The organism is Bacillus sp. MMSF_3328 (assembly GCF_030733525.1).
GTDB lineage: Bacteria > Bacillota > Bacilli > Bacillales > Cytobacillaceae > Bacillus_AB > Bacillus_AB infantis.
Genome location: NZ_JASHIV010000004.1, coordinates 186,131 through 210,715 on the forward strand (window position 1 = coordinate 186,131; position 24,585 = coordinate 210,715).

The window sequence follows — 24,585 nt, forward strand, 5'->3', positions numbered from 1 at the left end:
ATAGTGGAAATAACGGATATTTCCTTTTAAAAGCATATACATAGGAGCTTGCCATAAATGAGATTTTTCGCCAGGAATTATACCATACTGGTATGGATTATTATATTATGTTTCATATTTTTAGTGGATGAGGCTATTAAAACAGCTCTTGCCTATTATTTTCCTCCCCGGAACTTGTGGGTGTTCGAATTGATCCATACAGTGATCAGCGTAGGGCTCCTGATTGTATTGTTCCTCGTTTTTATCCAAAAAGGCATCCAGAAAACAACAGCCGAACTGAGAAAAAGCAATCAAAGGCTTAACAATATCTTTGATACCCTGGACGTCGCCATATGGCATCATAATATGAAGAGCGGCAGGCTGATGATTACCTCAGGAATTGAAAAGCTGTATGGCTTTCCTCGGGAATCGTTTTATAGGGATCCGGATTTGTGGAGAAAAGTGATCCATCCGAATGATGTGTCTGTCCTGAATGAACGGGAACAAAAAGTCAAACAGGGAGAACCGGTCGTAAGCATATACCGAATCATCCGCCCTGAAGGGGGAATCCGGTGGATACAGGATAGAGGAATCCCCGTCCTTGATAAAAAAGGCAGGCTGATTGAATTTTCGAGCGTCCTGTTTGATATAACAGACAGACAAGAAAGTGAAGACCGGTACCGGGGCCTTGTTGAGCTGTCTCCTGACTTCATCGGTGTTATTTCCGGGAATGTCATTGTTTATATCAATGAAGCAGGGTGCAGGCTGATCGGCGCTTCCAGTAAAGAACAGCTTCTTGGGAAGCCTATTATTAACTTTGTGAATAAAGAGGCAACCTTTGAAATTTATAATACACTGCTGGCAGCAGACAGCGACCTGGCTGGGAAGAGGCGCTTTGAGGTACAGGCGAAAAGGCTTGATGGCGTCCTTGTTGATGTGGAAGTATCCTCCATGCCGATCCGGTACGGCGGCAGAGAAGCTGTACAGGTGATTGGCCGGGATATTACGGAACGGAAAAAGTCTGAAAGGACCATGGAGTATATGGCCTTTTATGACACATTGACAGGCCTGCCAAACCGGAATGAAATCATGAGGCGGCTGCAGGGAATTCTGAACAGCGGAAAAGAGAAAGCGGCGGTTTTATTCCTGGACTTGGACCGCTTCAAAATTATCAATGACACAAAAGGCCATTCTACCGGCGATCTGCTCCTTAAAAAGGCAGGGATCCGTTTGGAGGATACTGTAGGAAGCCTCGGGCTTGTAGCCAGGCAGGGCGGCGATGAATTCATCATCCTTTTTGAAGAAAAAGAAAAGCAGCAGATAGAAGGTGCGGCACGGGCAATCCTCGAGCAGTTCAACAAGCCTTTCATCCTGGAAGGAGAAGAGTTTTATATTACACCAAGTATCGGCATCAGCCTGTATCCTGAGCATGGGACTGATCAGGAAACGCTGATCAAGCATGCAGATACAGCCATGTATCTGGCCAAGGAAAGAGGAAAGAATAATTTTCAATTTTACACCTCTTCCCTTGAGGGGCTGGCCTCCCGGAAAATGGCTTTGGAGAATGGACTGCGCAAAGCGCTTGACCGCGGAGAGCTTCTGCTTCATTACCAGCCGCAGATAGATCTGAAGACAGGGAAGCTGAAAGGGACGGAGGCGCTCGTGCGCTGGCAGCGTCCAGATGGAGGGCTTGTTCCTCCCGGGGAATTCATACCGCTGGCAGAAGAGACCGGTCTGATTGTGCCGATGGGAAAATGGATTCTGCGGACAGCATGTGAACAGCATAAGCGCTGGAAATCGGAGGGAGCCGGATCGGTTCCGATAGCAGTCAATATATCAGTCCGGCAGCTGGAGGATCCTGAATTCATCATGTATGTAAAATCTGTTCTGTCTTCCTGCGATATTGAGCCTGGCTGCCTTGAATTGGAGATTACAGAAAGCATCATGCAGAACATCGAAAAGGCGACCATTGCCCTGAATGAATTAAAAAAGATAGGCATCCGGCTTTCCATTGATGATTTCGGAAAAGGATATTCCTCATTAAGCTATTTGAAGCACCTGCCGATCGACACCATCAAGATTGATAAGTCGTTTGTAGACGATATACTGGATCCTGCCCAAAATGGATCGCTTGTGAAGGCCATAATCGATATGGGCTTAAATCTGAATTTCAGTGTAGTCGCTGAAGGCATTGAACATAAAGAACAGGCAGAGTTCCTGCTGGAAAACAATTGCCCGGTTGGCCAGGGATATTACTTCAGCAGGCCTGTAACAGGGGAAGTATTTAAGGAGTTCATCAAAAGTTTACAATAAGGAAAACCCAAGCCGCAGAAGGGCTTGGGTTTTCTCTTTATTTATTTTTGTCTGCATATATAGCCATGCTGTCGCGCATAAAGCTGGCGAGGCCTTCCCCGAATTGATCAATATTTTTGGTGAAGCGCTCATCATCGACATACAGCTGCCCAAGCCCCTTGAAGGCATCCAGTGAGTAGCTGCCCATTTTGTTCAGGAATTTAAACCAATCTCCTATTGCCTCTTGGGCTTCATCAGAGTCAGGGGCCATATGCCGCACTTCCGCGAGGCTCCGGTAAATCCCGTTCATGGAATCCCCCAGTTTTTGCTGCTCTTCTTCTGTCATATTGGAAATCTTTTTATTTGAGGCATCTACAGCTTCATCCCCCCAGCGTTCACGGGCCTCCTGCTCATAGGGGTTGGAGCTGAAGTCAAAGCCTTCAAATCTTTCTTTATTTGACATGTGTATCTCTCCTTTTGCATGCCTGATCGTTTTATCCAGCGATGCAATCATCTTATCCAGGCGGCTGCGCTTTTCGAGCAGCATTTCCCGGTGCAGCTCGAAGGCCTTCTGCTGGTCAAACGAAGGGCTGCTGATAATATCTTTGATTTTCTTCAAAGGGAAGCCGAGCTCTTTGAAAAAGAGGATCTGCTGCAGGGTTTGCAGGTTTTCATCTGAGTACAGCCGGTAGCCTGCCTCCGAGAGCTCATCAGGGACGAGGAGCCCGATTTCATCATAATGATGCAGTGTGCGCACACTGATGCCGGCCAGATCGGCGGCTTCTTTCACTTTCATGGCCATTGTTCCGGCCTCCCTTCAACCATTACTTTAAAGTATTACGCAGCGTGAGAGTCAACATGTAAAATAGAAGAATTTATAAAAAGGCACAATAAAAAAGAAAGCCCGCGGAGGTGCAGGCCGGGAGGGGGACAAGGTGTCATTACCTGCGTTCCTTATATGAGCAAGCGCCCTCCGCATTTCTATTTCAATTTATCGTTCAGTACACTTTCTTCCAGAACGGAAAATTTATCGCCATAGACTTTGGTGATATGGCGTTCGCCCCAGGCACAGAGTGCGTCAAGGATGCTTTCCAGAGATTTGCCGTAGTCGCTGAGCTCGTATTCGACTTTGGGAGGCACCTGATTGTATACAATCCTGTTGATGACACCGTCCTCCTCAAGCTCGCGAAGCTGCTGGGTGAGCATTTTCTGTGTGATATTCGGCATGAGCCGTTTCAGCTCGCTCGTCCGTTTCTTCCCGTGGGTCAGGTGGCAGAGGATCACTGTCTTCCATTTCCCGCCGATTACTTCAAGGGTGGCTTCCACCGATATATTGTATTTCTTTTTCTCCATCATGATCACTCCTGTTTCATAGGAACTAAAAGGTGCCTATAGAACTTTTCGGTGCCTATAGCACTATAAAGTACGTACTTTTCAAAAGAAACGCTATATCCCATAATAGCATTTGCCGGCAGGAAATTGCTATACTCATAAAACTTTCATAGATAGGAATAGGAGGAGAAAAATATGCCATCTGGCAAACAAACAAGTTTGCTTCCGCTGCTTGCGCTTGCAGTCAGTGCGTTTGCAATCGGAACAACTGAGTTCATTTCAGTCGGGCTGCTGCCGATGATCGCGGAAGATTTGAATATTCCCGTCACCACAGCAGGACTGACTGTTTCTATATATGCACTGGGAGTCATGTTCGGAGCGCCTGTCCTTACCTCGCTCACAGCTAAAATGTCCCGCAAATCACTTTTGCTTTGGATCATGGTGGTATTCATTGCAGGGAATATCATTGCTGCATCATCAGGCAGCATAGGTATTCTCCTTGCAGCGCGGATTATTTCGGCCTTGAGCCACGGGGTGTTCATGTCCATCGGCTCTACCATTGCCGCCGATTTAGTGCCGAAGGATAAGAGGGCAAGCGCCATTTCCATCATGTTCACAGGCCTGACTGTTGCCACAGTAACAGGCGTTCCGTTTGGGACATTCCTCGGCCAGCAGTTTGGCTGGAGATTTGCTTTTGTGGCCATTGTCGTAATCGGCGTCATTGCCTTTATTGCCAACAGCATCCTTGTGCCAAAAAATCTTTCAAAAGGATCGAAAGCTGCATTTGCCGATCAGATCAGACTAATTACGAACGGCAGGCTGCTGCTGGTTTTTATCATTACTGCGCTTGGCTACGGCGGCACATTCGTTGTATTTACGTATCTGTCACCGCTGCTGCAGGAAGTGACCGGCTTTAAAGCTGGTACAGTGGCTGCCATTTTGCTTTTATATGGAATTGCCATTGCGATAGGAAATATGGCCGGCGGCCGGCTGGCGAACAAAAATCCGATCAGGGCACTCTTTTATATGTTCATCATTCAGGCCGTGGTGCTGCTGCTGCTCACATTTGCAGCACCCTATAAGACTGCAGGCTTGATTGTCATCCTGCTGATGGGGCTGTTTGCATTCATGAACGTCCCAGGGCTGCAGGTATATGTGGTCATGCTGGCAGAACGGTTTGTCCCTGGAGCGGTGGATGTTGCTTCTGCTATTAATATTGCCGCCTTCAACGCCGGAATTGCGATTGGCTCTTACTTGGGCGGCCTCGTCACAGACTCTATCGGGCTGATCCATACACCATGGATCGGTGCCGCAATGGTGCTTGGCGCTGTCATTCTAACAGGCTGGAGCATGAAGCTGGAAAACCAGGATATGAAAACAACAAGCATCAATGGGGGAGCTGCGTAAAGCAGCTTCCGGAAAAATAAAGGAGGAACAGTGATGATAAAAAGCATTCAAGATAAAACAGTTTTAAATAATGGTGTGGAAATGCCATGGATGGGATTGGGCGTTTTCAAAGTAGAAGAAGGGCCGGAGCTTGTTAACGCCGTAAAATCAGCCATTAAGCTGGGTTACCGGAGCATAGACACGGCAGCTATCTATGGAAATGAAGAGGGTGTCGGACAGGGAATCAGGGAGGGAATTGCGGAAGCAGGCATATCCCGCGAGGACCTTTTTATTACATCAAAGGTGTGGAACAGCGATTTAGGCTTTGAATCAGCAATCCAGGCGTATGAAACAAGCCTGCAGAAGCTTGGGCTTGAATATCTGGATCTGTATCTTATCCATTGGCCGGTGGAAGGGAAGTATAAAGACGCATGGCGTGCGCTTGAAGCTCTTTATAAAGAAGAAAAAGTAAGAGCTATAGGCGTGAGCAACTTCCAAGTGCACCACCTGGAGGAATTGTTGAAGGATGCAGAGGTCAAGCCGGTGATCAATCAGGTAGAATACCATCCGCGTCTTACTCAGCAGGAATTAAAAGCATTCTGCAGGGAAAATGGAATCCAGCTTGAGGCATGGAGCCCGCTTATGCAGGGGCAGCTATTGGACAATGAAATCATTGCTGCCATTGCTGAAAAGCATGGCAAATCTGCAGCCCAGGTCATCCTGCGCTGGGATCTGCAGAATGGTGTCATTACAATCCCTAAATCAACGAAAGAGCACAGAATTGCTGCCAATGCTTCTATTTTTGATTTTGAACTGTCAAGCGATGAAATGGAGCAGATCAGTTCACTGAATCAAAACCTGCGTGTAGGGCCGGACCCGAATCATTTTGATTTTTAATAGGAAAACGAAAAAGCCCCGGCAATGTCCGGGGCTTTTTCACATTAGTTGTCGTCCTTTAATACCTCATACCATTTATCCTTCCAGGCTTCTACTTTACCGTTGATTTCATCTCTTGCCTTTTGTGCTTCTTCTTCTTTTTGTTCGTATAAGTCCTTGAAATGCGAGTCGCGGATTTCATGCCTGGTTTCCGCCAGTTCCTCTGCTTCTTCTGCCGCCTCAGGACTGATCAGCTCTTCGCTCTCCAGGAAAGACACTGCACTTTTAATCCTGTCTTTCTCTCTATCTGATATTAATCTGATCGGGTTCGATATATCAAGGAGCCTTTCTTTCTGGTCTACCGTCTCATGCAATGGTACTCCCAGCTGGGAAAATATCTGGCCCAGGCTCGGCTTCCATTTTTTCAGCACCTGGTCCTCCAGCTCATCTTTATCCCTTACAGTTGCATAAGTTCCGCCGCCCGCCTCCGCAACCTCCTTCAGCTGTTTTTGCCCTTCGTCATCAACATCGAAGCCAATGATATTGACCTTTGCCTCAATATTGCTGCCCTGAAGCTGCTGTGCTGCTTCTACAGGATCTCCGTCACAGGTCTCGACCCCATCGCTGACAATATAGATGGTGTTTTTATAATCCGTGCTGTTATAGGCGGACAAAAGCTCCCGTGCTTTGTCAATCGCTCCAGCCAGCGGGGTCCAGCCGCTTGCCTCAAATGAATCCATGGATTTGTTGAAGGCAGTTTTCTCATAGGCCCCCAAAGGGAATACCTCATCAATGCGGCTGCAGGATTCAGCTTTATCTTCATCGTTCCCTGTTCCTACATGGCCGTAAGCCATTAAGGAAACACTGGCACCATCCTCCAGAGAACTTGTAAATTCCTTGATGGTTTCTTTGGCAAGCGCCATTTTATTGCCGCCGCTGACATCAGCTTTCATGCTACCGCTTGCATCCATTAAAATGACTATATTAGATTTCTGGTTCTTTGCCTGCTGGATTTCATCTTCTCCATCAGGGAGTTCTGGCATCTCATGACCATGCTCAAAGGAAACAAGTTCCTCATAGTAGGACTGGTATAAACCTGAGCCCAGCTGATAGACCAGATAGTCGTATACCTGGCTGCCGGATAAATCCTTCTGCTCAGAGAAATATGCTTTCATTTCTTTCTCTGCTGCCGGCTGGAGTGTCTCTTCATTAAAACCGGTATATTTTTTGGCGTCCCATAGATCGGCAATCTCCACCTCAGGTTCCAGTTTGCCTTCAAGTATCTTTCCGGGCTTTTGTGCAACCATGCCCTCAATATCGTCCGCTGCTTCTGGTATCTTTTCATCGGAGGATGTTTCCTGTTCCCGGGCTTCCTCCTGGGGCGGATCATTTTTCTTTTCGCCTGAAGCCTTTTCATCTTCCCCGCTGCAGCCTGCCAGAACCAGGATGCATAGAAGTGCGAGTAATCTCGCAAGAATATGTATTTTTCTTTTCATTGTTCTGCCCTCCTCTTTAGAGATTTTACAATATTTACTAAGCTGCTGCCCTTTTTTACCCAAAATCAGGCATTTAGTAACCCGCTTAATTAAAAATATAGGAAAAAAGAGGTCCAGAGAGTTTAAACTTTCTAAACAAGGGAAATGTCTTTATAGTTATAAAGAACTATTACATAAAGACTATAGAGATAGATGGGGGAATTACAATGAGTGTTTATCAATTTTCAGCTCCGGCCATGAACGGAAGACAAATCTCTCTGGAGGAATACAGGGGGAAGGTAATGCTGATTGTCAATACAGCAAGCCAGTGCGGCTTTACTTTTCAATATCAGGATCTGCAGAAGCTTTACGACCGCTACAAAGAAAAAGGGCTGGTGGTATTAGGTTTCCCGTGCAATCAATTTGATAATCAGGAGCCTGGGAGTGATGAGGAAGTCCAATCCTTCTGTGAGCTCCGCTATGGTGTATCATTCCCGATGTTTCAAAAAATGGATGTGCGCGACGGAAATGCCCATCCTTTATTCAATTACCTGACTGCACAGAAGCCATTCGAAGGATTCAATGAGAATCATCCGGTTGCAAGAGTCCTCATTCCTTTGTTGAAGGAAAAGCATCCTGAATACCTGCTCGGCGACTCAATCAAATGGAACTTCACAAAGTTTTTGATAGATGCAGAGGGAAATGTAATACGGAGGTTCGAGGCTACGACAGATCCGTTCGAGATGGAAGCGGACATAGAACAGCTGCTGGGCTGATAGCAAAAAGGAGCTCCATTGCCGGAGCTCCTTTTTGTCTGCAGTTATTCCGGAAACTCCCTGGTCACCTGGATGCCTTTTTCCTGGAGCTTCACATTAAAGATAGGATAAGCCTTCCGTACGGTTTCTGTAATGAGGAAGCTGTACTGTTCCCCGTCCTTAAACACAAATGTCAGATTCTTATCCTTCAGTCCATTTTTTTCTTCAACAGCAATCTGCTTCGCTTCCTCTACATCCGCCCACAGAAATTCCTTTTCGCCAAAGCCGAAGAAGGGATTGATATAAATGCCATTGCCGTTCATATAGTGATAATGGTCTACACTCAAGACGGACAGCAGGATGCTTGCAAAGATGCCCGCAGCAATCAATCCCTTGGCCAATTTATTTTTTGCCAAGCCGGAAATCATCAGGAGCAGGCTGAGGCTCAATAAAATGAGGGAGCCGGTGAAAATAAAATAGGCTGATCTCGGCGGCTCCAGAAACCAGTATCCGAATGGATGATACAGGGCCTGCTGAAGAGGGAGCAGCACCACCAGCGGTATAAAGAATGATCCCAGCAGAAGAACAAAGGAAATGCCAAGGATATATTGATTTTTGTCCCGTTTCTTTTTTTTAGTAATGGTATAGCTGCTGGACATTGTTGAACCACCTCTGATTTGATAATACCAGACAGTCATCATAAAAATAAGAAAAATTTTAATAATTCTACCAAATGGAATGGATATAGTTTTGGGTTTACCATTTTGAATGTTATTGGAAGGTTTAGATTACACTATTAATGCTAGAAACTATTTAAGGTGGGGACAAAAGGTGGACAATCACTCAGTTGCCAAGGAGCTGAATAAGTTCCTGAAAGGGATGTACATGGGCATCCATGCCTACGAGCATTTTATTGGAAAACTTGAAGATGAAGGTGTCAGAGCCGAATTCCAGAGAATGCAGCAGGAGCACAAACATAATGCGGCCCTGATTGCGGAAAGAATCCAAAACCTTGGGGCTGTACCTGCTGACGATGAAGGCATAGCCGGTTCCATTCAAGGATATATCAGCAGTCTCTTCCTGCCGGACAGCCAGGATGCCATAGTCGATAAAACCCTTACCGGCGAAGACTATTATGCCATCCAAATGTCCGAAGAAAACGTAAGAGGCGACCTCGACCCAGAAAGCCGCCGACTGGTTGAAACTGTCCTCGACACAGACCGGAAGCATGTGGAATATTTGAATACATTGAAGGGGAGAGTCTGAAGCCTTGTCTAAGAGCAAGGGTACTAAAGGGGTCAGCCAAACAAATTATTAAACCCTGCTGATTGGAGTGGAAGGCACGAAGACTCCTCATAAAATGCAGCGCGCAGCGTAAGAAGGCTCAGCGTCGCCCCGCGGAAAGCGAAGTGCCTGGAACGGAAATCAGCAGACTACATTTGAGGAAGTATCCAGGTAACTGATCAAAGAACTACATAAAATTAGAATCGGATTGCAAAAAAAAGTATCAAACCCATTTATAAGCAAAACAAAGGCAGTGCACTCAAAATGCACTGCCTTTGCGATTATTTAATACCCTTCATCAATCTCTGAATAGAAGGTGACATGAAAATCAGGACGCCGCCTAAAACGACAGCCAAAAGTCCAAGCGTACCAAAATACATAATCTCATTATTAGGATCATACAGCTTAACAAGCTGAGCATTTACCGCCTGTGCCGCTGCATTGGATAAGAACCATAAGCTCATCGTCTGAGCCGAGAATGCCGCCGGCGCAAGCTTTGTTGTAGCTGACAGCCCTACAGGGGACAGGCACAGCTCACCGATAACGACAAGGAAGAAGCTCAGTACAAGCCATAATGGATTAACCAAAGATTCCCCGCCGCTCATATAAGCAGGGATAATCAGGACAAGGAAAGACAAGCCCGCGAAAATCAAGCCAAGTGAGAACTTCTTAGGCGTTGATGGCTGCCTGTTTCCTAACTTAACCCATAGCCACGCAAACAATGGTGCGAGTGCAATAATGAACAATGGATTAAGGGACTGGAACCATGAAGCCTGCAGGTGGATGCCTGCAAAATCCAGGTCAGTACGCTTGTCCGCATATTGAGCAAGGATGATGGAACCTTGTTCCTGGATCGCCCAGAACATAACCGATGCTATAAACAGCGGGATGTAGGCGATAATTCTTGACCGCTCATCTGAAGTTGTTTTCGGACTGCGGTACATCACAATAAAGTATGCGGTCGGAATGGCAATCCCGAGGATACTGATGAGTACCGTGAAGCGGTTAATCGTTAAGAATCCGGTTGAAATACTGATAAAAGCAATAATAGCAATAATAACTGCGGCAATGGCAATGCGGCCGAATACTTTTTTGCGCTCTTCAGGGAGCAGCGGGTTTGGTACATAGCTGCCTGCAAGCCCAAGGTTTTTCTTTCTTGTAGCAAGATAAGTGATCAATCCAATCAGCATACCGATTGCTGCAATGCCGAAGCCCCAATGGAAGTTATACTTTTCACCGATTGTTCCGACAATTAACGGCGCAATGAAAGCACCAGCGTTGATTCCCATATAGAAAATCGAGAAACCTGAATCACGGCGGACATCTTCCTTGCTGTAAAGGTCGCCGACAACGCTTGAAACGTTAGGCTTTAATAGACCTGTACCAATGACAATCAATGCCATGGAGATGAACAGGGCTGTAATGCCTCCAGGGAATGCAAGGGCAATATGGCCAAGCATAATCAGGACCCCGCCGTAGAATACGGTCCTGGCAGTTCCGAGTATACGGTCGGCAATCCAGCCTCCGATTACCCCGGACATATATACGAGTGAGCCGTACACGGCCATTACAGAAGCGGCTGTCGTCTCATCGATCCCAAGTCCGCCCTTAGAAACTTCGTAATACATATAGTATAGTAGGATAGCTTTCATCCCATAGTAGGAGAAGCGTTCCCAGAACTCTGTGAAGAAGAGCGTAAACAAGCCCTTAGGGTGGCCGAAAAAGCCTTTCTGCGGCACACTATTCACAATTTTCTGTTTATCAAAAGCTGTCATTTTTCTGCCTCCTTTAGTACAAAAACCATCATACTAAAATTGAATTGCGATTGTCAAAAAATTTTGGGGATATAATAAAAAAGTACCAGGTTTCTATACCATATATCTACTCCTTTTTCTTTATTTGGAAACAATTGTGAGTTTACCCTATAATCCTTGCCTGAAACCAGGATAAATGAATCATTAATGGTATGGTATTTCAGGCGCTGGGTCTTGCCAGTCCTGCAGCTTTTCGGGCTTTCTGTTTATAAGATGCCCTTTTAGAGAATAAAACTAATCCCTATAGGTATAAATAACTCCCGCTCCTATCCTCACGATTCAAGCCGCAAAAAATACCCGGGCATCCTGGCCCGGGCAAGTTGATTAGAATCTGTTCCAGTTTAAAACATCATCCAAAGGCAGGCGGTTTTTCTCAAAGCCGGCCTTTTCGCCTTTTCCTAAGGAAATAAGCATTACTGGCTTGAAGTTTTCCGGCACATTAAAGGCTTCAATAAATTGCCCTTCGTCATAGCCGCCCATAGGAACCGTGTCATAGCCTTTTGCTTTAGCTGCCAGCATCAGCTGCATAGAGACAAGGCCGCCGTCGATCATAGCAGTCTTAAGTGCTCTCTCATCAGAGAAACCGCCATAGGTCTTCATAATGGATGCTACATAGGAATCTTTGATTTCTTCCGTCATGCGGCCCATCTTTACAAGGCCTCCGTAAATTTCACCTGCATTCTTATACGCGTCTACATCCGCAAGTACTGCAACTACGACAGAAGCATCTGTGATCTGCTGCTGGTTGTTTGCGATTGGCAGCAGTTCTTTTTTCGCTTCCTGGTCCTTGATGACTAGGAATCTCCATGGCTGGAGGTTAGAAGAAGACGGTGCCAGGATGGCTGCTTCAAGGATTTCACGGATTTCACTGTCTTCCATAATATAATCGGCATCATACTGGCGGACAGAGCGGCGCTCTTTTGCCACCGTGAAGAAATCTGTATCTTCCAGCTCCTTTGGCGCTTCAGTGGTTTGGTCAAGATCTTTTACTTTATTTAAATACTCTTCTTTGCTCATTGTATTATCACTCATCTATGCCATCTCCCTTTAACTGTGTTTATTACAAGAACAGTATATGGTGTTACTGTTCTTTTGTCAAACACAGTTTATATTCCAATAAATAATAGGCATGAAAAGGGAAGACAGTCTATTTGCCGGTCAAAAGTCTTTTGTAAGGATAGGATTACCTTCCTGACTCAGAAAGCTGAAACCAATTGTATCCCGGCCCGTAGATGTTATAAAAGGAGGGATGGTTTTGCAGGTTGATTATAAGCCGGCTTCAGAGCAGGTGCTGAAAGCTAATAAAGGAATATCTGTTCAAAAACTGCTCAACATTGCCGGGAGCTTCATGCTGCTAGGCCTGCTGATCAGCATTTTTACTGTACCATTTTCATTAAATGAAGAGCTGCAGCTGTATTATGATAACAGGCTGGTCTTGAAGGGAGAAAAGCTGGAGGAATTTCTGTCTTTTGTTGTTGCAGCAGGCTTTGCCTACTTCATGCTGGTCCGGCTGTATTTTACACAGCGGAGACTTTTCTATATTTTTTTGTGGTTGATACTGATCGACTCCATCATCATGGTATTTCTATTATACGGATCTCATTAACATCCGCTGCGTGAATATAAAAAAGGAAACGAAACACAATGATGTCCCGTTTCCTTTATTTTTTACCCATCAGGTCTTTAAGGGTCTTTTCTTCTAATCCGTTCAGGATCCATTGCTCCATTTCATTCTTCAGGCCGGATAAGGCACTGCGGGTGCATGGTTCAAAGCACTCTTTGCTGCTGACATCCAGGAAACCTTTTGAGAATGGCTCTGCGCGCATTCCCGCATATACATCAGAGAGCCTGATATCCTCCGGCGGTTTTGCGAGAAAATATCCGCCGTCCCGGCCTTCCTTGGCCTGGACAAGGCCTTCCTTAACCAAATTCCGCAAAATCTTCCGCAGAAACCCTGATTCTGAACCGATTTTGTCCGCTAGCCTTGCGCTCGGGCACAGGCCTTCATTGTCTGCCATAATAAGCAAAGCCTGCAGGGCCAGGCTGAACCATCTTATGCTGGAGGCAGAGGATGTTTTCTCGTTCAATATACTCACCTCTGCTTTAACTGTATCGTATTTTCTGCTAAAAAGACAATCCCCTTGAAAAAATTGTTAGAAAAAAGAGAACGGCTCTGCGGCCGTTCTCCTCCTGAAAATAGCACCCACTGGCTGGTGGCTTTGCTTTTATAATTTAAATGAGCTCTTCAGCGAAACGATCCGGTTAAATACAATGTGATCTTCTGCTGTATGCTTTGGATCGACATTGAAATAGCCGTGGCGGAAGAACTGGAACTTATCTTGAGGCTTGACATCCTTCATGTTCGGCTCGATGAAGCCGTTGACGATTTCCAGAGAATTTTCATTCACGTGGTCAAGGAAGGTCTTGCCTTCATTTTCTTCACTGTTCAATTCTTCGTCAAGGATCAGCGGCTCATACAGGCGGAATTCAGCCGGAACTGCCTGGGATGCCTCGACCCAGTGGATGGTCCCTTTTACCTTCCGTCCGGTAAAGCCGGTGCCGCTCTTGGTTTCCGGATCATATGTGCAATGGATTTCAACCACTTCACCGTTTTCATCCTTGATGACATCTTCACATTTAATGAAGTATGCATGCTTCAGACGCACTTCATTTCCAGGGAAGAGGCGGAAATATTTCTTTGGCGGATCTTCCATGAAATCATCCTGCTCGATATAAATTTCTCTTGAAAACGGAATCTGGCGGCTGCCCATTTCCGGGTTCTCCGGATTGATTTCCGCTTCGAGCATTTCTGTCTGTCCTTCAGGATAATTGGTAATCACAACCTTCAGCGGCTTCAGGATTCCCATTGTCCGAGGGGAAGACAGCTTGAGGTCTTCACGGACAAAATGCTCAAGCATCGCAGTATCAACGGCTCCGGACCCTTTTGAGACGCCTGTCGCTTCAACAAATTCACGGATGGCGCCAGGTGTAAAGCCTTTTCTTCTCAGCCCTGAAACGGTCGGCATGCGCGGGTCATCCCAGCCATCCACATACTTTTCGTCGACCAGCTGCTTCAGCTTTCTTTTGCTCATAACTGTGTTGATCAGGTTCAGGCGCCCGAACTCAATCTGCTGAGGCTTGCTTTCCATCTCACAAGCTTCAATGACCCAGTTATAAAGCGGTCTTTGATCCTCGAATTCTGTTGTGCAGAGAGAGTGGGTGACGCCCTCGATTGCATCCTCGATCGGATGGGCAAATGCATACATCGGATAAATGCACCATTTGTCGCCTGTGTTATGGTGATGGGCATGTGATACACGGTAAATGACCGGATCCCTCAGGTTAATATTAGGTGAGCTCATATCAATTTTTGCTCTGAGCACCTTTTCTCCATTCTGGAATTCTCCTGCACGCATACGCTTGAAGAGATCAAGATTTTCCTCGACAGAACGGCTGCGGTATGGGCTTTCCTTTCCGGGCTCTGTCAAAGTTCCGCGATATTCCCTGATTTCATCTGCATTCAGGTCATCAACATAAGCAAGGTCTTTTTTGATCAGCAGGACTGCACGCTCGTACATTTCCTCAAAATAATCGGAAGCAAAGCGAAGCTCCTCCCATTCAAACCCCAGCCATTTGACATCTTCTTTAATGGCATCCACATACTCCTGGTCTTCTTTCAGCGGATTGGTATCATCAAAGCGCAGATTGGTTTTGCCGTTAAAATCATCGGCGAGTCCAAAGTTGATGATGATTGACTTTGCGTGTCCAATATGAAGATAGCCGTTCGGCTCTGGAGGGAAGCGGGTAACGACTTCATTCCTTTTTCCGGATTCCAGGTCCTCCTTAATGATCGTGCGAATAAAATTGGATGAGTTTTGTTCCAAACCAGTATCAGCCTTTCTTTTATATACTTTAGGAAATTATAGAATTTTTTTGCCTGAAGCTCAATCGGCTCCAAACATTTTTTATTAAAATAGCCCTTTTTTAAAATAGTTGTATTGAACATTGTTGTCGATTTTGGGCTCATTTCAGCTGTGCTGAAATGCGTGTGAAACAGAGCTTCACACACATGAGCCCAAAATCACCATGCAGTCACAATAGTCTAAAAAAACCGGGCTCGTTCACTTATAGTCTAATGGAATCTGAAAAGATATGCCATGAACTTAATACTACTCATTAAGAAGGATAAAAACAAGGAGCAGGCAAGCAAAATCAGGAAAGCGGAGGGGCTTGGCGGGAAAAAACTTTTGGATAAAGCTTCCTGCCGGCCTGCGGATGCATACAATAGCTTTATGTACCCATCTTCATTGCCCTGGAGCCAGGCTGCTGCACCAATTGAAGCGAAAGAACTAGGGGAGAAATCTTCCTGGTATGATAAACTGTTAAGGTAATATAATGGATCATATGGTTTTTTTACCCACAGCGTTATCGTTTCCGAATCTTTCAATTACACCATGAAACCTCCAACATTGCTGAATGACGAACAGGCTAAAGGGGGATGAAAATGGAAAGGATGATGGTTAAAGATCTGCCTGTCATTGAAGATAAGGTAAGGAAATGGTCTGCGATCGTGTATTGGACGGGAGTAGGGATCATCATATTGCTTGCAGCTATCAGCTTATATCATGCTGCGCAGCTGCCGGATGGCGCGGGCCAGCCGGATGCAGGCAGCCAGGCCGCTGCACAGGATACGGTCACAAGCCTGATTATCAAGCCGATTGCCGAGTCGCCGAAATTCCAGGTCATTTTTGAATATCTTTTCTACCTGCTTTTATGGCTGCTGCTCTGGCTTTTAGTGCCTTCCGCATCCAGGAGGATCATCCGCTTCAAGCTCGGAAATCTGGAGTTTGACCTGGACCAGAGCCAGAAGGAAGTCATATCCATCATTGATGACCAGATGAGAAAGTTTAAATTCCTGACGTATTTAATGAAGGAAGAAAACAAGAATGTCCTGAAAACGAGCTTTGATTCAGAGCATCCCAGATTCCATGATGCCCTCGATTTTGCACTTGCCAAAATGCAGGAATTCTATTTAAGTGAATGGGATGAACATCTTACCTTTGAAGTAATGACGCTTGCCGAGTTTCATCAGGCATCATTTCCTTCGGCTGTAAAGAGGTCGCTCGAGCTTGTGGACTTATACAAAACAGGGATCCCGATCAACAAGGAAAATCCGGAAGTTATCCATGATAAAAATTATCTGGTTTATACCACCTCAGAAGAGGAAAATATTTATACAAGCGGTACAGAAGTCGTCGACTATGTCATTTGTGTTTCAAGCTACAGATCTGAATTCAATGAAAATGACGGCTATCTGGTCGCAGGCATTACTTCCCTTGTTTCGGAGCTCCATAAACGGGCATGGGAGAACTTGGGGCTTACAAAGCTTCGGGAAAGATTGAATCTTTAGCCCTAATGAGGTAAACTTATAGTAAAGAGGTGGTTAAAAATGTCAGCCAAAAAGCATGTGTTAAAAGTCCAGAAGCCAAGTGGCGAGGAAGACATTTTTGATTTTGATCGGTTATTCAAAGATGCTGCCAATTATAATAAAAAAGCAGACCAGCAGGATATTCAATATCCTCGCGGAGCATCAATATCAAGGAAAAGCTCCATCGTGAAAGGACTTTTCGCTGCCAAGGCCTGATGAATCGGCAAGGCTGGTCCAAAGAGGACCGGCTGCAGGCATTTGGCAGGGCTGAAATAAAAAACGCCCGATTCACGGGCGGCAAGCAGTATCTTGGGATTCTGGAAAAGATCCGCTGATTCCGGCCTGATAGTTTTTTAGATGGACAAGCCATAAGGGCTCTTGTAACTTGCGTATGCAGGTTATTTTTTTATGCCCAGATATTTGGACAAGAACTGCTGCATATTGTGGCTGTTTCCAACGATTTGGGAAGACCGGTGCACCTTATTGATGGGGCTGCCTTTTGGGTATTGGATTTCCCGCTGTCCCTTTTTATGAAAAAAGCTTTCTGCATTGGCAAATAGCTTTGAGAAATTAAATTCATCCATTTCTGTTCTCCGCCTCCAACTTAAATGCTCTCCTTATTGTATTCTATGCAGGCAGTACTATACGGGAAATGAAATTTGTGTGTATAGAGAAAAACGGGCTTTTTTCCGGAGCTGGCAGGGTTTGCGGCATAGGGAGTCGAACTTTTTCAAAGTGAGAAAGAGGAGGGAAAGAAATGGCGGATAACTATCCAGTATTAAACGGAGCAGAACCCTTTTATTTTGAAGGCGGCAGGACAGGCATCCTGGTTTCGCACGGTTTTACAGGCTCGACACAAAGCATGCGGCCGCTCGGGGAGGCATATGCGAAAGCAGGGTATACGGTCTGCGGCCCAAGGCTTAAAGGTCATGGGACCCATTATGAGGAAATGGAGCAAACGCAGTACAGCGACTGGATTGCAAGCATTGAAGAAGGCTTTCAATGGCTGAAAGAACGGTGCGACGATATTTTCGTCACAGGCTTATCCATGGGAGGGACACTTACTCTTTATATGGCTGAGAAGCATTCCGAAATCAAGGCCATTATCCCAATTAATGCTGCCGTAGAGATTTCGGATATGGAAGGTGCTGCAGCCCTTCAGGACGCCCGCTTCCTCGATGCCATCGGCTCAGATATAAAGAAAGCTGATGTAAAAGAGCTGGCCTATGAGAAGACCCCGGTCAAATCCATCGGTGAAATCGTCCAGTTAATGGAGCTGGTAAAAGGAGGGCTGGCTGACATACAGTGCCCGGCATTGATTTTTGTTTCCAGCGAAGACCATGTTGTCCCGCCTGATAATTCCCGGCTCATCCTTGACCGCATCTCAAGCAAAGACAAAAAACTGATTACGATGGAAAACAGCTATCATGTTGCCACGCTCGATAATGATCAGCAGCTGATCATTGATGAGACCTTGGCGTTTATAAAAAAATATCAATAAGAACGGGGGCTGCGGCCTCCCTTTTTTTGTGGGAGCAGGACAAAAATACAGCATTGCCATCAATTAAATAACTGTGTTAACATTTAGTGAATCGAAATATATTCTCTATAGAAGATCTGTTCGAGCCTTTTATATGCTCGTAAAAGTTAAATACTGCACAAGTTTTTATTTTTTTGAAAAGGGGGCTTTACCGCTTGAGTGAACAAAAAGAAAAGCTTTGGACGAAATCCTTCGTCATGCTGATGGCAGGGAATCTGTTTGTCTTTATGTCCTTTCAAATGCTGATCCCGACAATGCCGCCATACATAAAATCAATAGGCGCCTCCGGCTTGGAAATCGGCCTGGTCACAACTCTATTCTCTGCTGGCGCAATTCTGTGCAGGCCCTTTATCGGCTATATGCTTGAGTACAGGACAAGAAAGCCCCTCGTCCTGGCCGGTGCAGCCGCCCTGCTGCTGATTACTTTGGTTTACCCGCTTTCCAGCGTGGTTGTTATGTTTCTTCTCTTCAGGCTAGTGCACGGGCTTGCCTGGGGCTGGTCGACGACTGTCAACGGGACGGCAGCGGTAGATGTTGTTCCGAACTCCCGCCTCGGCGAGGGGATGGGCTATTATGGGCTGTCTGTGACTCTCGGGATGATCATAGCCCCCAGCCTGGGCATTTATTTATTCCAGGTTACGACCTTTGAAAATCTGGTTTATATATCGGCCGGTCTTGGCATTATCAGCATCATACTCCTGTCGCTGGTGAGCTACAGAACGCCCCAGTCGGTTAAGGAAGCGAAAAAAGAGGAATTAGCTTTCTCTTATTTAGGGTCACTGATTGAAAAAACGAGCTGGTACCCGGCACTTATCACGGTCATCGTTACCTTCGGCTATGGATCCATTGTCACGTTCATTGTCATTTTTGGGGAAGAGCGGGGAATAGAGCAGATTTTCCTTTTCTACCTGTTCAATGCCGTACTGGCATCGGCCTCGCGTCCTGCAGCTGGAAAATGGTTTGACAGAAATGGGCCGAGAGGGCTCGTCCTGTTCTGTACACTCATTACATTCGCCGGGATGTGGGTGCTGTCCTTTGCCCATTCTAATGTTTTGATTGCTGCAGCCGGAGTTCTTTTCGGGATCGGCTTCGGATCACTGATTCCGACGCTTCAGTCGTGGACATTGTCCCTTACGCCGCCAAACCGCAGAGGTGTTGCCAATGGCATGTTCTTTTCAGCCATCGACCTTGGCATCGGATTGAGCGGACTGGTATTCGGCGTCATAGCCCAGTACGTGGAAACAGGCAGGCTGTTCCAAATCTCGAGTATCTTCCTGCTGATTGCCATCGCCATGATCATGGCCGAAGGGCGGAGGCGAAAAAACAGCATAAAAAAACAGGCTGCTGCCGTATAAGGCCGGGGATGCTTCCCTGGTCTTTTCTTTGCTGGGCTGGTGGCTGCGGGATTTTTGACACCCTTCTTCTTTAGAATTTTCTCAGCGATTGGCTTCTCCTGCGGCTGGAATGATAAGATAGAACCAAAAGATACAGCTGGCAAACAGGGCAGCTGATCTCAGGATATAGAAGGGTGATAATATGGCACAGGAAATAAAGCTGCGTCTGAAGGCGCGTTCTGATGAAGAGTATAGAAAAGGGCTGCCCCTTGTTTATAAAGATAGAATAGAGAATCTTGCGGATCTGAAGGAGGAGGGGGCAATCTTCCGCCTTGCAGACAGCAGGAACAAATTCATCGGCAAAGGCTATTATGGCCTGCAGAATAAAGGCTGCGGCTGGATCCTGACGCGTGATGAGCAAGAAGTGATCGACCAGGGATTTTTTGAGAAAAAACTTCAGAAGGCTCTTAAGCATCGGGAATCTTTCTTCAACAGCTCTGATACGACTGCTTTCCGCGTTTTCAATGGCGAAGGCGACGGGATCGGCGGGCTGACAATCGATTATTTTGCCGGCTATTATCTGCTGACTTGGTACAGTGAAGGCATATACCGATTTAAGGAAGAAATCCTGCAGTCTTTAAGGAATCTTGCTGATTTAAAAGGGATCTACGAAAAGAAACGCTTTGATGCGAAAGGCTCTTATATGGAGGATGATGACTTTGTTGAAGGAGAGCGCGGAGAGTTCCCGCTCATTGTCAAAGAAAATGGCGAAAACTTTGCCATCTACCTGAACGATGGAGCAATGACAGGCGTGTTCCTTGACCAGCGCGATGTCAGAAAAACAATCAGGGATGTATATGCAAAGGGCAGGACAGTCCTCAATACGTTTTCCTATACAGGGGCCTTCTCCATTTTTGCGGCAAAAGGCGGAGCAGTGAAAACGACAAGCGTGGACCTTGCGAACAGGAGCAAAAGCAAAACGATTGAACAGTTCAGCATCAATGGGATCGACTATGAGGCACAGGATATCATTGTAGAGGATGTTTTCAATTATTTTAAATATGCCGTAAGGAAAAAGCTTCTTTTTGATATGGTGATCCTCGATCCTCCAAGCTTTGCCCGCTCCAAGAAGCATACCTTCAGTGCAAGCAAGGATTATAAGAACCTGCTGAAGGAAGCGATTGCGATTACGGAAAAGGATGGCATCATCGTCGCCTCTACCAACTGCAGCACCTTTGGAATGAGCAAGTTCAAAGGATTTATTGAAGCCGCCTTTAAGGAAAGCGGCGGAAAGTACAAGCTGCTGGAGGAATTCTCCCTGCCAAAGGATTTTCGGACCATCAGTGAGTTCAAGGAAGGGAATTATTTAAAAGTGGCATTCATTCGTAAACTGTCTTGAGTATGCCTGCGTTTTGCCTGCAGCACTAAAGGGTAAACAGCCTATATATGATTTTCATATAGGAGGCATAATGATGAAACGCGATATTATCGGTGTATACAGTTCAATAGATGAAACGATCGAGGCAATCAGGGAGCTGACGGCGAAAGGCTATGATTCAAAGGATCTGGCTGTCATTTCAAAGCGGCAGGATATTTACACCCTTGATTCGTACACAAATGCAGATGTGGAAAAGGCTGCCGGCTCAGCGCCGAAAGAGCATGATGATGAATCGTTCTGGGATAAACTGAAAGAAGCCTTCTCGCTGGACGGCGACTTTGGCGAATCCCATGAAAGGCTGACAAAGTATGGAATTGCTGAGGAAAATGTAGAGTCATATGCAGCAGATATGGATAATGACAAAATTCTCCTGGCTGTGAACGCAGATTCTGCTTTTGCCAACGCTGAAACCGGTGCTGATGAGTGGTATGGCGCAGGCCAAATCGAGAGCGGAGATGAAGGGGAAGGCACGTCAGGCAGCCCATCATTATCCGGGGAGCCAACCGTCTATACAACAGATGAACAAAACAACCTGAGAAGAGGCTCCCGCTAAGGGCTTCCATCCTTCGTCAGAGCGAACCCGCCTTCTCTAGAGGCGGGTTTTGCTTGATTAACGGTGTTTCAGGCAGTACAGAAAGAAGTTCCTGCGTAAAATTTACCATATCTGAAGGTTGCTGTTAGAATTATTACAGAAGGAAACATTTCTGTATCAAAAATGAAAGTAAAATGAAATTTGTTGCATTCCATTCTTTGCTAGAATACAAGGATAGAGAGCGCAGAATAATAGGAATCTCTTTAGCATATAGTAGGTCAATCTATTTACATAAGGGGATAACAATGACGATAGAACAACAATTAATCGATAAATCATATTACGAAATGTTTATGGAAGGCCATAGCGGGGAGCAGCCTGCACAGGTGCTCGGCGAGGCATATTTCCTGGAGCAGAAAAAAGAAATACCGGAGCTTTCGGTCATCAGGTTTGCACAGGGTGAAATCTATTTCCACCATAAAGACTATGAAGCAGCCATTTTCAAATGGGAAAACATACATAACGATTTGGGGGAGTGGGCCAAAAAAAATACCGCAGACGCCTATATGGAACTGGAGCTGCATGCAACAGCCGAAGAAATATACAAGGCCATCAGGACAGAGTCACTTGTGCTCCAGACTGAGGTCCTGCTCCAGCTGTTTTCCTTATATGTCCATCAGGGCAAGCTTGATAAGGCCGTGCAGACAATAAAGGAAGCTGTTCTCCTCAATCCGGATTATCCGGATGTAACAGAGCTGGCAAGAGCCTTTTTCGAAAAGCACCAGGATTGGGGCAATGCCATTGAACTCGCTGTCAACGAAGGAGTCCGCACAAGCTCGCTCAAATGGTTTGAGGTCCTGAATGGCTATATTGATCAAGGGGCGGCAAGGAAGCTTGAGCCTGTTTATTTCCTTGACGCGCTGAAAACGGTCTTTTATAAAGATGAATCAAGATTTGAAAAGCTGTCTGTCTCCCTTTGGCAGCATTATCAGAATCAGAGCAGCAGCCATCAATGGCTTAAGGATTTCAACGGGATGATGCTGGAGCTTGAAGCGGACAGATCTTATGCATGGCATGAACTTTCCGCTATGTACAGGGAGACCTACCTGCAGCTTATCACAGGCAATTATTACGTGAAGGAATTGACTCCGCTCGTTCCTGAGCTGCTTGTGAACTGGGTTAGGATCACTGATTCCGCCAACGCGGTGCACGCTTCCGCTGCATTGCTTGCCTGGAATAAGCTATTTGCCGGATTAGACTCTAACGCTGTAGCGGATGCAGAAAATCTGATAGAGCGCTCAAGCCTTTATAACGGAGGACTGGAAGACAGCTACAAATTGTTTATGGATATTAAGAAATGGGCACTCAAAAATGATCTCCCGCTTGGTCAGAGGCTGGAATGGATCGTCGAAGAGCTCCTTGATCTTGATAACAGCCATGTCCTTGTTGCCGGCAGGCCTGGAAGCGGGAAGTCCGCATTCATTAATTATGTGCTGGGCAAGCCGGTTCTTGGAGAGGACACATCTTCCATCAGTATGTTCAAGGCTGGCGAAGACGCTGCTTTCAGTGAAGTTACCGACAGCAGGCTGATCATGATGAAAGATCTTCCGCAATATCAGGAAAATGAAGCTGCCGCCGGCCTTGAAGGAGAAAAGGTTGCTTTCAACTGCCGGGTACCGGTTCCCTTCCTGCAGGAAAACAGGATTGCGCTCATTGACACCCCGGGAGTCAAAGGGAGCGGCAGGGCAAGTGGAGAGCTGGCCCATTATCTCCCGCTTGCAGACAGCATTTTATATGTCATTAATGCAGCAGAAGGCCTTGTAGAGGAGGACCTCCTGGCGCTGGAAAGAATTCGTGAGTCTGCTCCTTTCAAAAAGGTGCACTTCCTCCTGAACAAGGTGGATGCGATTCATGATCAACGTGAGGCAGAAAGGCTGGTCGACGAGATATCCGCACAAATCCGGTCTTATTTCCCGCAAGGAAAAGTATTTGCCTTTTCCTCCCATTATGGAAGCAGAGAGCAGCTGGCAGATTTGGCCGGATTTTTCGATGACAGCCTGAGCCGCGACTGGTATGAGCTCCGGACACAAAGTGTGCTTGTCTATATCCAGCGCGCCTTAAGCTATCTGCTTGATAAGCGGGTGGAGGTGGAGAACTCGCTGCAGGAGGATATCCGCTGGAATGAAGAGATGGTCACGAAGCTGAATGGCGCCATCAACCAGCTCAGCGATATTGAAGAAGAAAAGACAAGGACGATCACAAAATCCTATCAATCTATCAAAGACAGGATGAGGAAGAAGCTTGAGGAGGAAATTCCCGGGATTCTGCGGGGCACTTCCGAGCTGGTCACAGAAGACAGCGACTTCCGGAAAATCCATCTTGAGCTGAACGATGCAATGAACGAGCGCGTCCAGCAGTATCTGGAGGATTCTGTCCTCCCTGAATTCTACGGCTCCATCCAGAAGTGGATTGCCCTCACCACTGAAGAGTTCAATCACAGCCAGGCTTATTTATATGAAATGGGCGAAGGGTTCAATGAGTTATATGGAGAGGAAAAAATCCGGCTGGAGTGCGACTTCAAAGTCCTGGATGACTGGCGCAGGGATGCCGACAGGATGACAAGCGGAGTGAGGATGGAAAAAGTGAACATCCTACTGCGCTTCACTCCTTCGCAATTCCTGCTGAAAAGCGCCGGAAAGCTGTTTGGCGCAATCCCGCAGAATAAAGGAATGCTGTATAATAGATATAAACAATTCCTCGAAAATGAGGATTACAGCGAAAGCGTCGACGCCATTGTCAGCAAGTTCATGCAGCAGTTTGAACTGTTCGAAAAAGCACTGGAGAGGGATATTAAGATCTTTTTCCGCAATCCATTCAACGTGCTCAATATGACAGTTGAGGAAACCTTGAACACTATTGAAGCCAACGGGCAGGCCCTCAGCAAAATGAAGGAAAATCCGGAGGCTTACCGCGATCCGATCACTTTGTTTGAGCTTAGGAAGCTGCAGTATGAGCGGATGGTTCGCGTATAGAATGCAGGGGATTGTGTGCTTTCCCAAATAAAAGACTGGCCGGAATTAATTCTGGCCAGTCTTTTTGTATTTTTTCAGCAGGGTTACT

Annotated in this window: 23 protein-coding genes; 14 read left to right on the forward strand and 9 right to left on the reverse strand. The window is 46.2% G+C overall.

Translation table 11 applies throughout. The annotated features are described in order from the left end of the window. Positions 1-57 precede the first annotated feature (57 nt). Complete coding sequence (locus tag RBB45_RS09525; protein ID WP_224950847.1) at positions 58-2,292, forward strand: bifunctional diguanylate cyclase/phosphodiesterase; 2,235 nt, start codon at positions 58-60, stop codon at positions 2,290-2,292. 37 nt (positions 2,293-2,329) lie between these two features. On the opposite strand, the gene RBB45_RS09530 is transcribed toward RBB45_RS09525, so the two are convergent. Then, positions 2,330-3,073, reverse strand: coding sequence for a MerR family transcriptional regulator (locus RBB45_RS09530; RefSeq protein ID WP_224950849.1), 744 nt, complete (start codon positions 3,071-3,073; stop codon positions 2,330-2,332). Positions 3,074-3,252: 179 nt separating this feature from the next. Then, complete coding sequence (locus RBB45_RS09535; RefSeq protein WP_022543312.1) at positions 3,253-3,624, reverse strand: winged helix-turn-helix transcriptional regulator; 372 nt, start codon at positions 3,622-3,624, stop codon at positions 3,253-3,255. Positions 3,625-3,798: 174 nt separating this feature from the next. Between RBB45_RS09535 and RBB45_RS09540 the strand changes: the two genes are divergently transcribed. Beyond that, positions 3,799-5,010: an MFS transporter gene (locus RBB45_RS09540; RefSeq protein WP_009792355.1), complete on the forward strand. Its 1,212-nt coding sequence runs from the start codon at positions 3,799-3,801 to the stop codon at positions 5,008-5,010. A 36-nt stretch (positions 5,011-5,046) separates the two neighbouring features. Then, complete coding sequence (locus tag RBB45_RS09545; RefSeq protein WP_306009565.1) at positions 5,047-5,886, forward strand: aldo/keto reductase; 840 nt, start codon at positions 5,047-5,049, stop codon at positions 5,884-5,886. Between the two features lie 44 nt (positions 5,887-5,930). On the opposite strand, the gene RBB45_RS09550 is transcribed toward RBB45_RS09545, so the two are convergent. Beyond that, entirely contained in the window at positions 5,931-7,361 is a 1,431-nt protein-coding gene (locus RBB45_RS09550) for a vWA domain-containing protein (protein ID WP_224950854.1), read from the reverse strand. 206 nt (positions 7,362-7,567) lie between these two features. Between RBB45_RS09550 and RBB45_RS09555 the strand changes: the two genes are divergently transcribed. Continuing rightward, positions 7,568-8,116, forward strand: coding sequence for a glutathione peroxidase (locus RBB45_RS09555; RefSeq protein WP_224950856.1), 549 nt, complete (start codon positions 7,568-7,570; stop codon positions 8,114-8,116). Positions 8,117-8,160: 44 nt separating this feature from the next. On the opposite strand, the gene RBB45_RS09560 is transcribed toward RBB45_RS09555, so the two are convergent. Then, complete coding sequence (locus RBB45_RS09560; protein WP_148950588.1) at positions 8,161-8,754, reverse strand: hypothetical protein; 594 nt, start codon at positions 8,752-8,754, stop codon at positions 8,161-8,163. Between the two features lie 172 nt (positions 8,755-8,926). On the opposite strand from RBB45_RS09560, the gene RBB45_RS09565 reads away from it, so the two are divergent. Then, a complete protein-coding gene (locus RBB45_RS09565; protein WP_101552144.1) occupies positions 8,927-9,361 on the forward strand; it encodes a DUF2383 domain-containing protein in 435 nt (144 codons plus the stop codon). Between the two features lie 299 nt (positions 9,362-9,660). Here the strand turns inward: RBB45_RS09565 and RBB45_RS09570 are convergent, their stop codons facing one another. Both RBB45_RS09570 and RBB45_RS09575 read right to left on the reverse strand, forming a co-directional pair. Then, positions 9,661-11,154: a peptide MFS transporter gene (locus tag RBB45_RS09570; protein WP_009792349.1), complete on the reverse strand. Its 1,494-nt coding sequence runs from the start codon at positions 11,152-11,154 to the stop codon at positions 9,661-9,663. Between the two features lie 363 nt (positions 11,155-11,517). Then, the gene (locus RBB45_RS09575) at positions 11,518-12,225 is read right to left on the reverse strand and encodes a nitroreductase family protein (protein ID WP_224950858.1); all 708 of its coding nucleotides are present in this window, start codon (positions 12,223-12,225) and stop codon (positions 11,518-11,520) included. A gap of 223 nt (positions 12,226-12,448) precedes the next feature. Between RBB45_RS09575 and RBB45_RS09580 the strand changes: the two genes are divergently transcribed. Next, a complete protein-coding gene (locus RBB45_RS09580) occupies positions 12,449-12,799 on the forward strand; it encodes a hypothetical protein (protein WP_094768079.1) in 351 nt (116 codons plus the stop codon). Between the two features lie 55 nt (positions 12,800-12,854). Here RBB45_RS09580 and RBB45_RS09585 read toward each other — a convergent pair whose 3' ends face one another. Further along, on the reverse strand, positions 12,855-13,280 hold the full coding sequence (locus tag RBB45_RS09585; RefSeq protein ID WP_009792345.1) for an RrF2 family transcriptional regulator: 426 nt from the start codon (positions 13,278-13,280) through the stop codon (positions 12,855-12,857). Between the two features lie 138 nt (positions 13,281-13,418). Next, on the reverse strand, positions 13,419-15,077 hold the full coding sequence (locus RBB45_RS09590) for a glutamine--tRNA ligase/YqeY domain fusion protein (RefSeq protein ID WP_009792344.1): 1,659 nt from the start codon (positions 15,075-15,077) through the stop codon (positions 13,419-13,421). Positions 15,078-15,350: 273 nt separating this feature from the next. On the opposite strand from RBB45_RS09590, the gene RBB45_RS09595 reads away from it, so the two are divergent. The 3 genes from RBB45_RS09595 to RBB45_RS09605 all read left to right on the forward strand — a co-directional run bounded on the left by RBB45_RS09595 (position 15,351) and on the right by RBB45_RS09605 (position 16,837). Beyond that, positions 15,351-15,584, forward strand: a complete 234-nt coding sequence (locus RBB45_RS09595) for a hypothetical protein (RefSeq protein ID WP_129613631.1) — start codon at positions 15,351-15,353, stop codon at positions 15,582-15,584. 113 nt (positions 15,585-15,697) lie between these two features. Beyond that, positions 15,698-16,603: a hypothetical protein gene (locus RBB45_RS09600; protein ID WP_224950859.1), complete on the forward strand. Its 906-nt coding sequence runs from the start codon at positions 15,698-15,700 to the stop codon at positions 16,601-16,603. Between the two features lie 39 nt (positions 16,604-16,642). Next, positions 16,643-16,837 (forward strand): hypothetical protein, encoded by a 195-nt coding sequence (locus tag RBB45_RS09605; RefSeq protein ID WP_009792341.1) that lies wholly within the window; start codon positions 16,643-16,645, stop codon positions 16,835-16,837. A gap of 182 nt (positions 16,838-17,019) precedes the next feature. On the opposite strand, the gene RBB45_RS09610 is transcribed toward RBB45_RS09605, so the two are convergent. Beyond that, a complete protein-coding gene (locus RBB45_RS09610; protein WP_009792339.1) occupies positions 17,020-17,205 on the reverse strand; it encodes a hypothetical protein in 186 nt (61 codons plus the stop codon). Between the two features lie 173 nt (positions 17,206-17,378). Between RBB45_RS09610 and RBB45_RS09615 the strand changes: the two genes are divergently transcribed. The 5 genes from RBB45_RS09615 to RBB45_RS09635 all read left to right on the forward strand — a co-directional run bounded on the left by RBB45_RS09615 (position 17,379) and on the right by RBB45_RS09635 (position 24,497). Then, positions 17,379-18,122 carry an alpha/beta hydrolase gene (locus tag RBB45_RS09615; protein WP_224950862.1) on the forward strand — a complete coding sequence of 248 codons (744 nt, stop codon included), beginning with the start codon at positions 17,379-17,381 and terminating at the stop codon, positions 18,120-18,122. A 236-nt stretch (positions 18,123-18,358) separates the two neighbouring features. Further along, positions 18,359-19,516 carry an MFS transporter gene (locus RBB45_RS09620; protein ID WP_050767264.1) on the forward strand — a complete coding sequence of 386 codons (1,158 nt, stop codon included), beginning with the start codon at positions 18,359-18,361 and terminating at the stop codon, positions 19,514-19,516. A gap of 181 nt (positions 19,517-19,697) precedes the next feature. Next, a complete protein-coding gene (locus tag RBB45_RS09625; protein WP_306009495.1) occupies positions 19,698-20,894 on the forward strand; it encodes a class I SAM-dependent rRNA methyltransferase in 1,197 nt (398 codons plus the stop codon). A 70-nt stretch (positions 20,895-20,964) separates the two neighbouring features. Further along, the gene (locus RBB45_RS09630) at positions 20,965-21,486 is read left to right on the forward strand and encodes a YflT domain-containing protein (protein ID WP_009792335.1); all 522 of its coding nucleotides are present in this window, start codon (positions 20,965-20,967) and stop codon (positions 21,484-21,486) included. A 284-nt stretch (positions 21,487-21,770) separates the two neighbouring features. Further along, positions 21,771-24,497: a dynamin family protein gene (locus RBB45_RS09635; protein WP_129613627.1), complete on the forward strand. Its 2,727-nt coding sequence runs from the start codon at positions 21,771-21,773 to the stop codon at positions 24,495-24,497. The last annotated feature ends 88 nt before the right edge of the window (positions 24,498-24,585 follow it).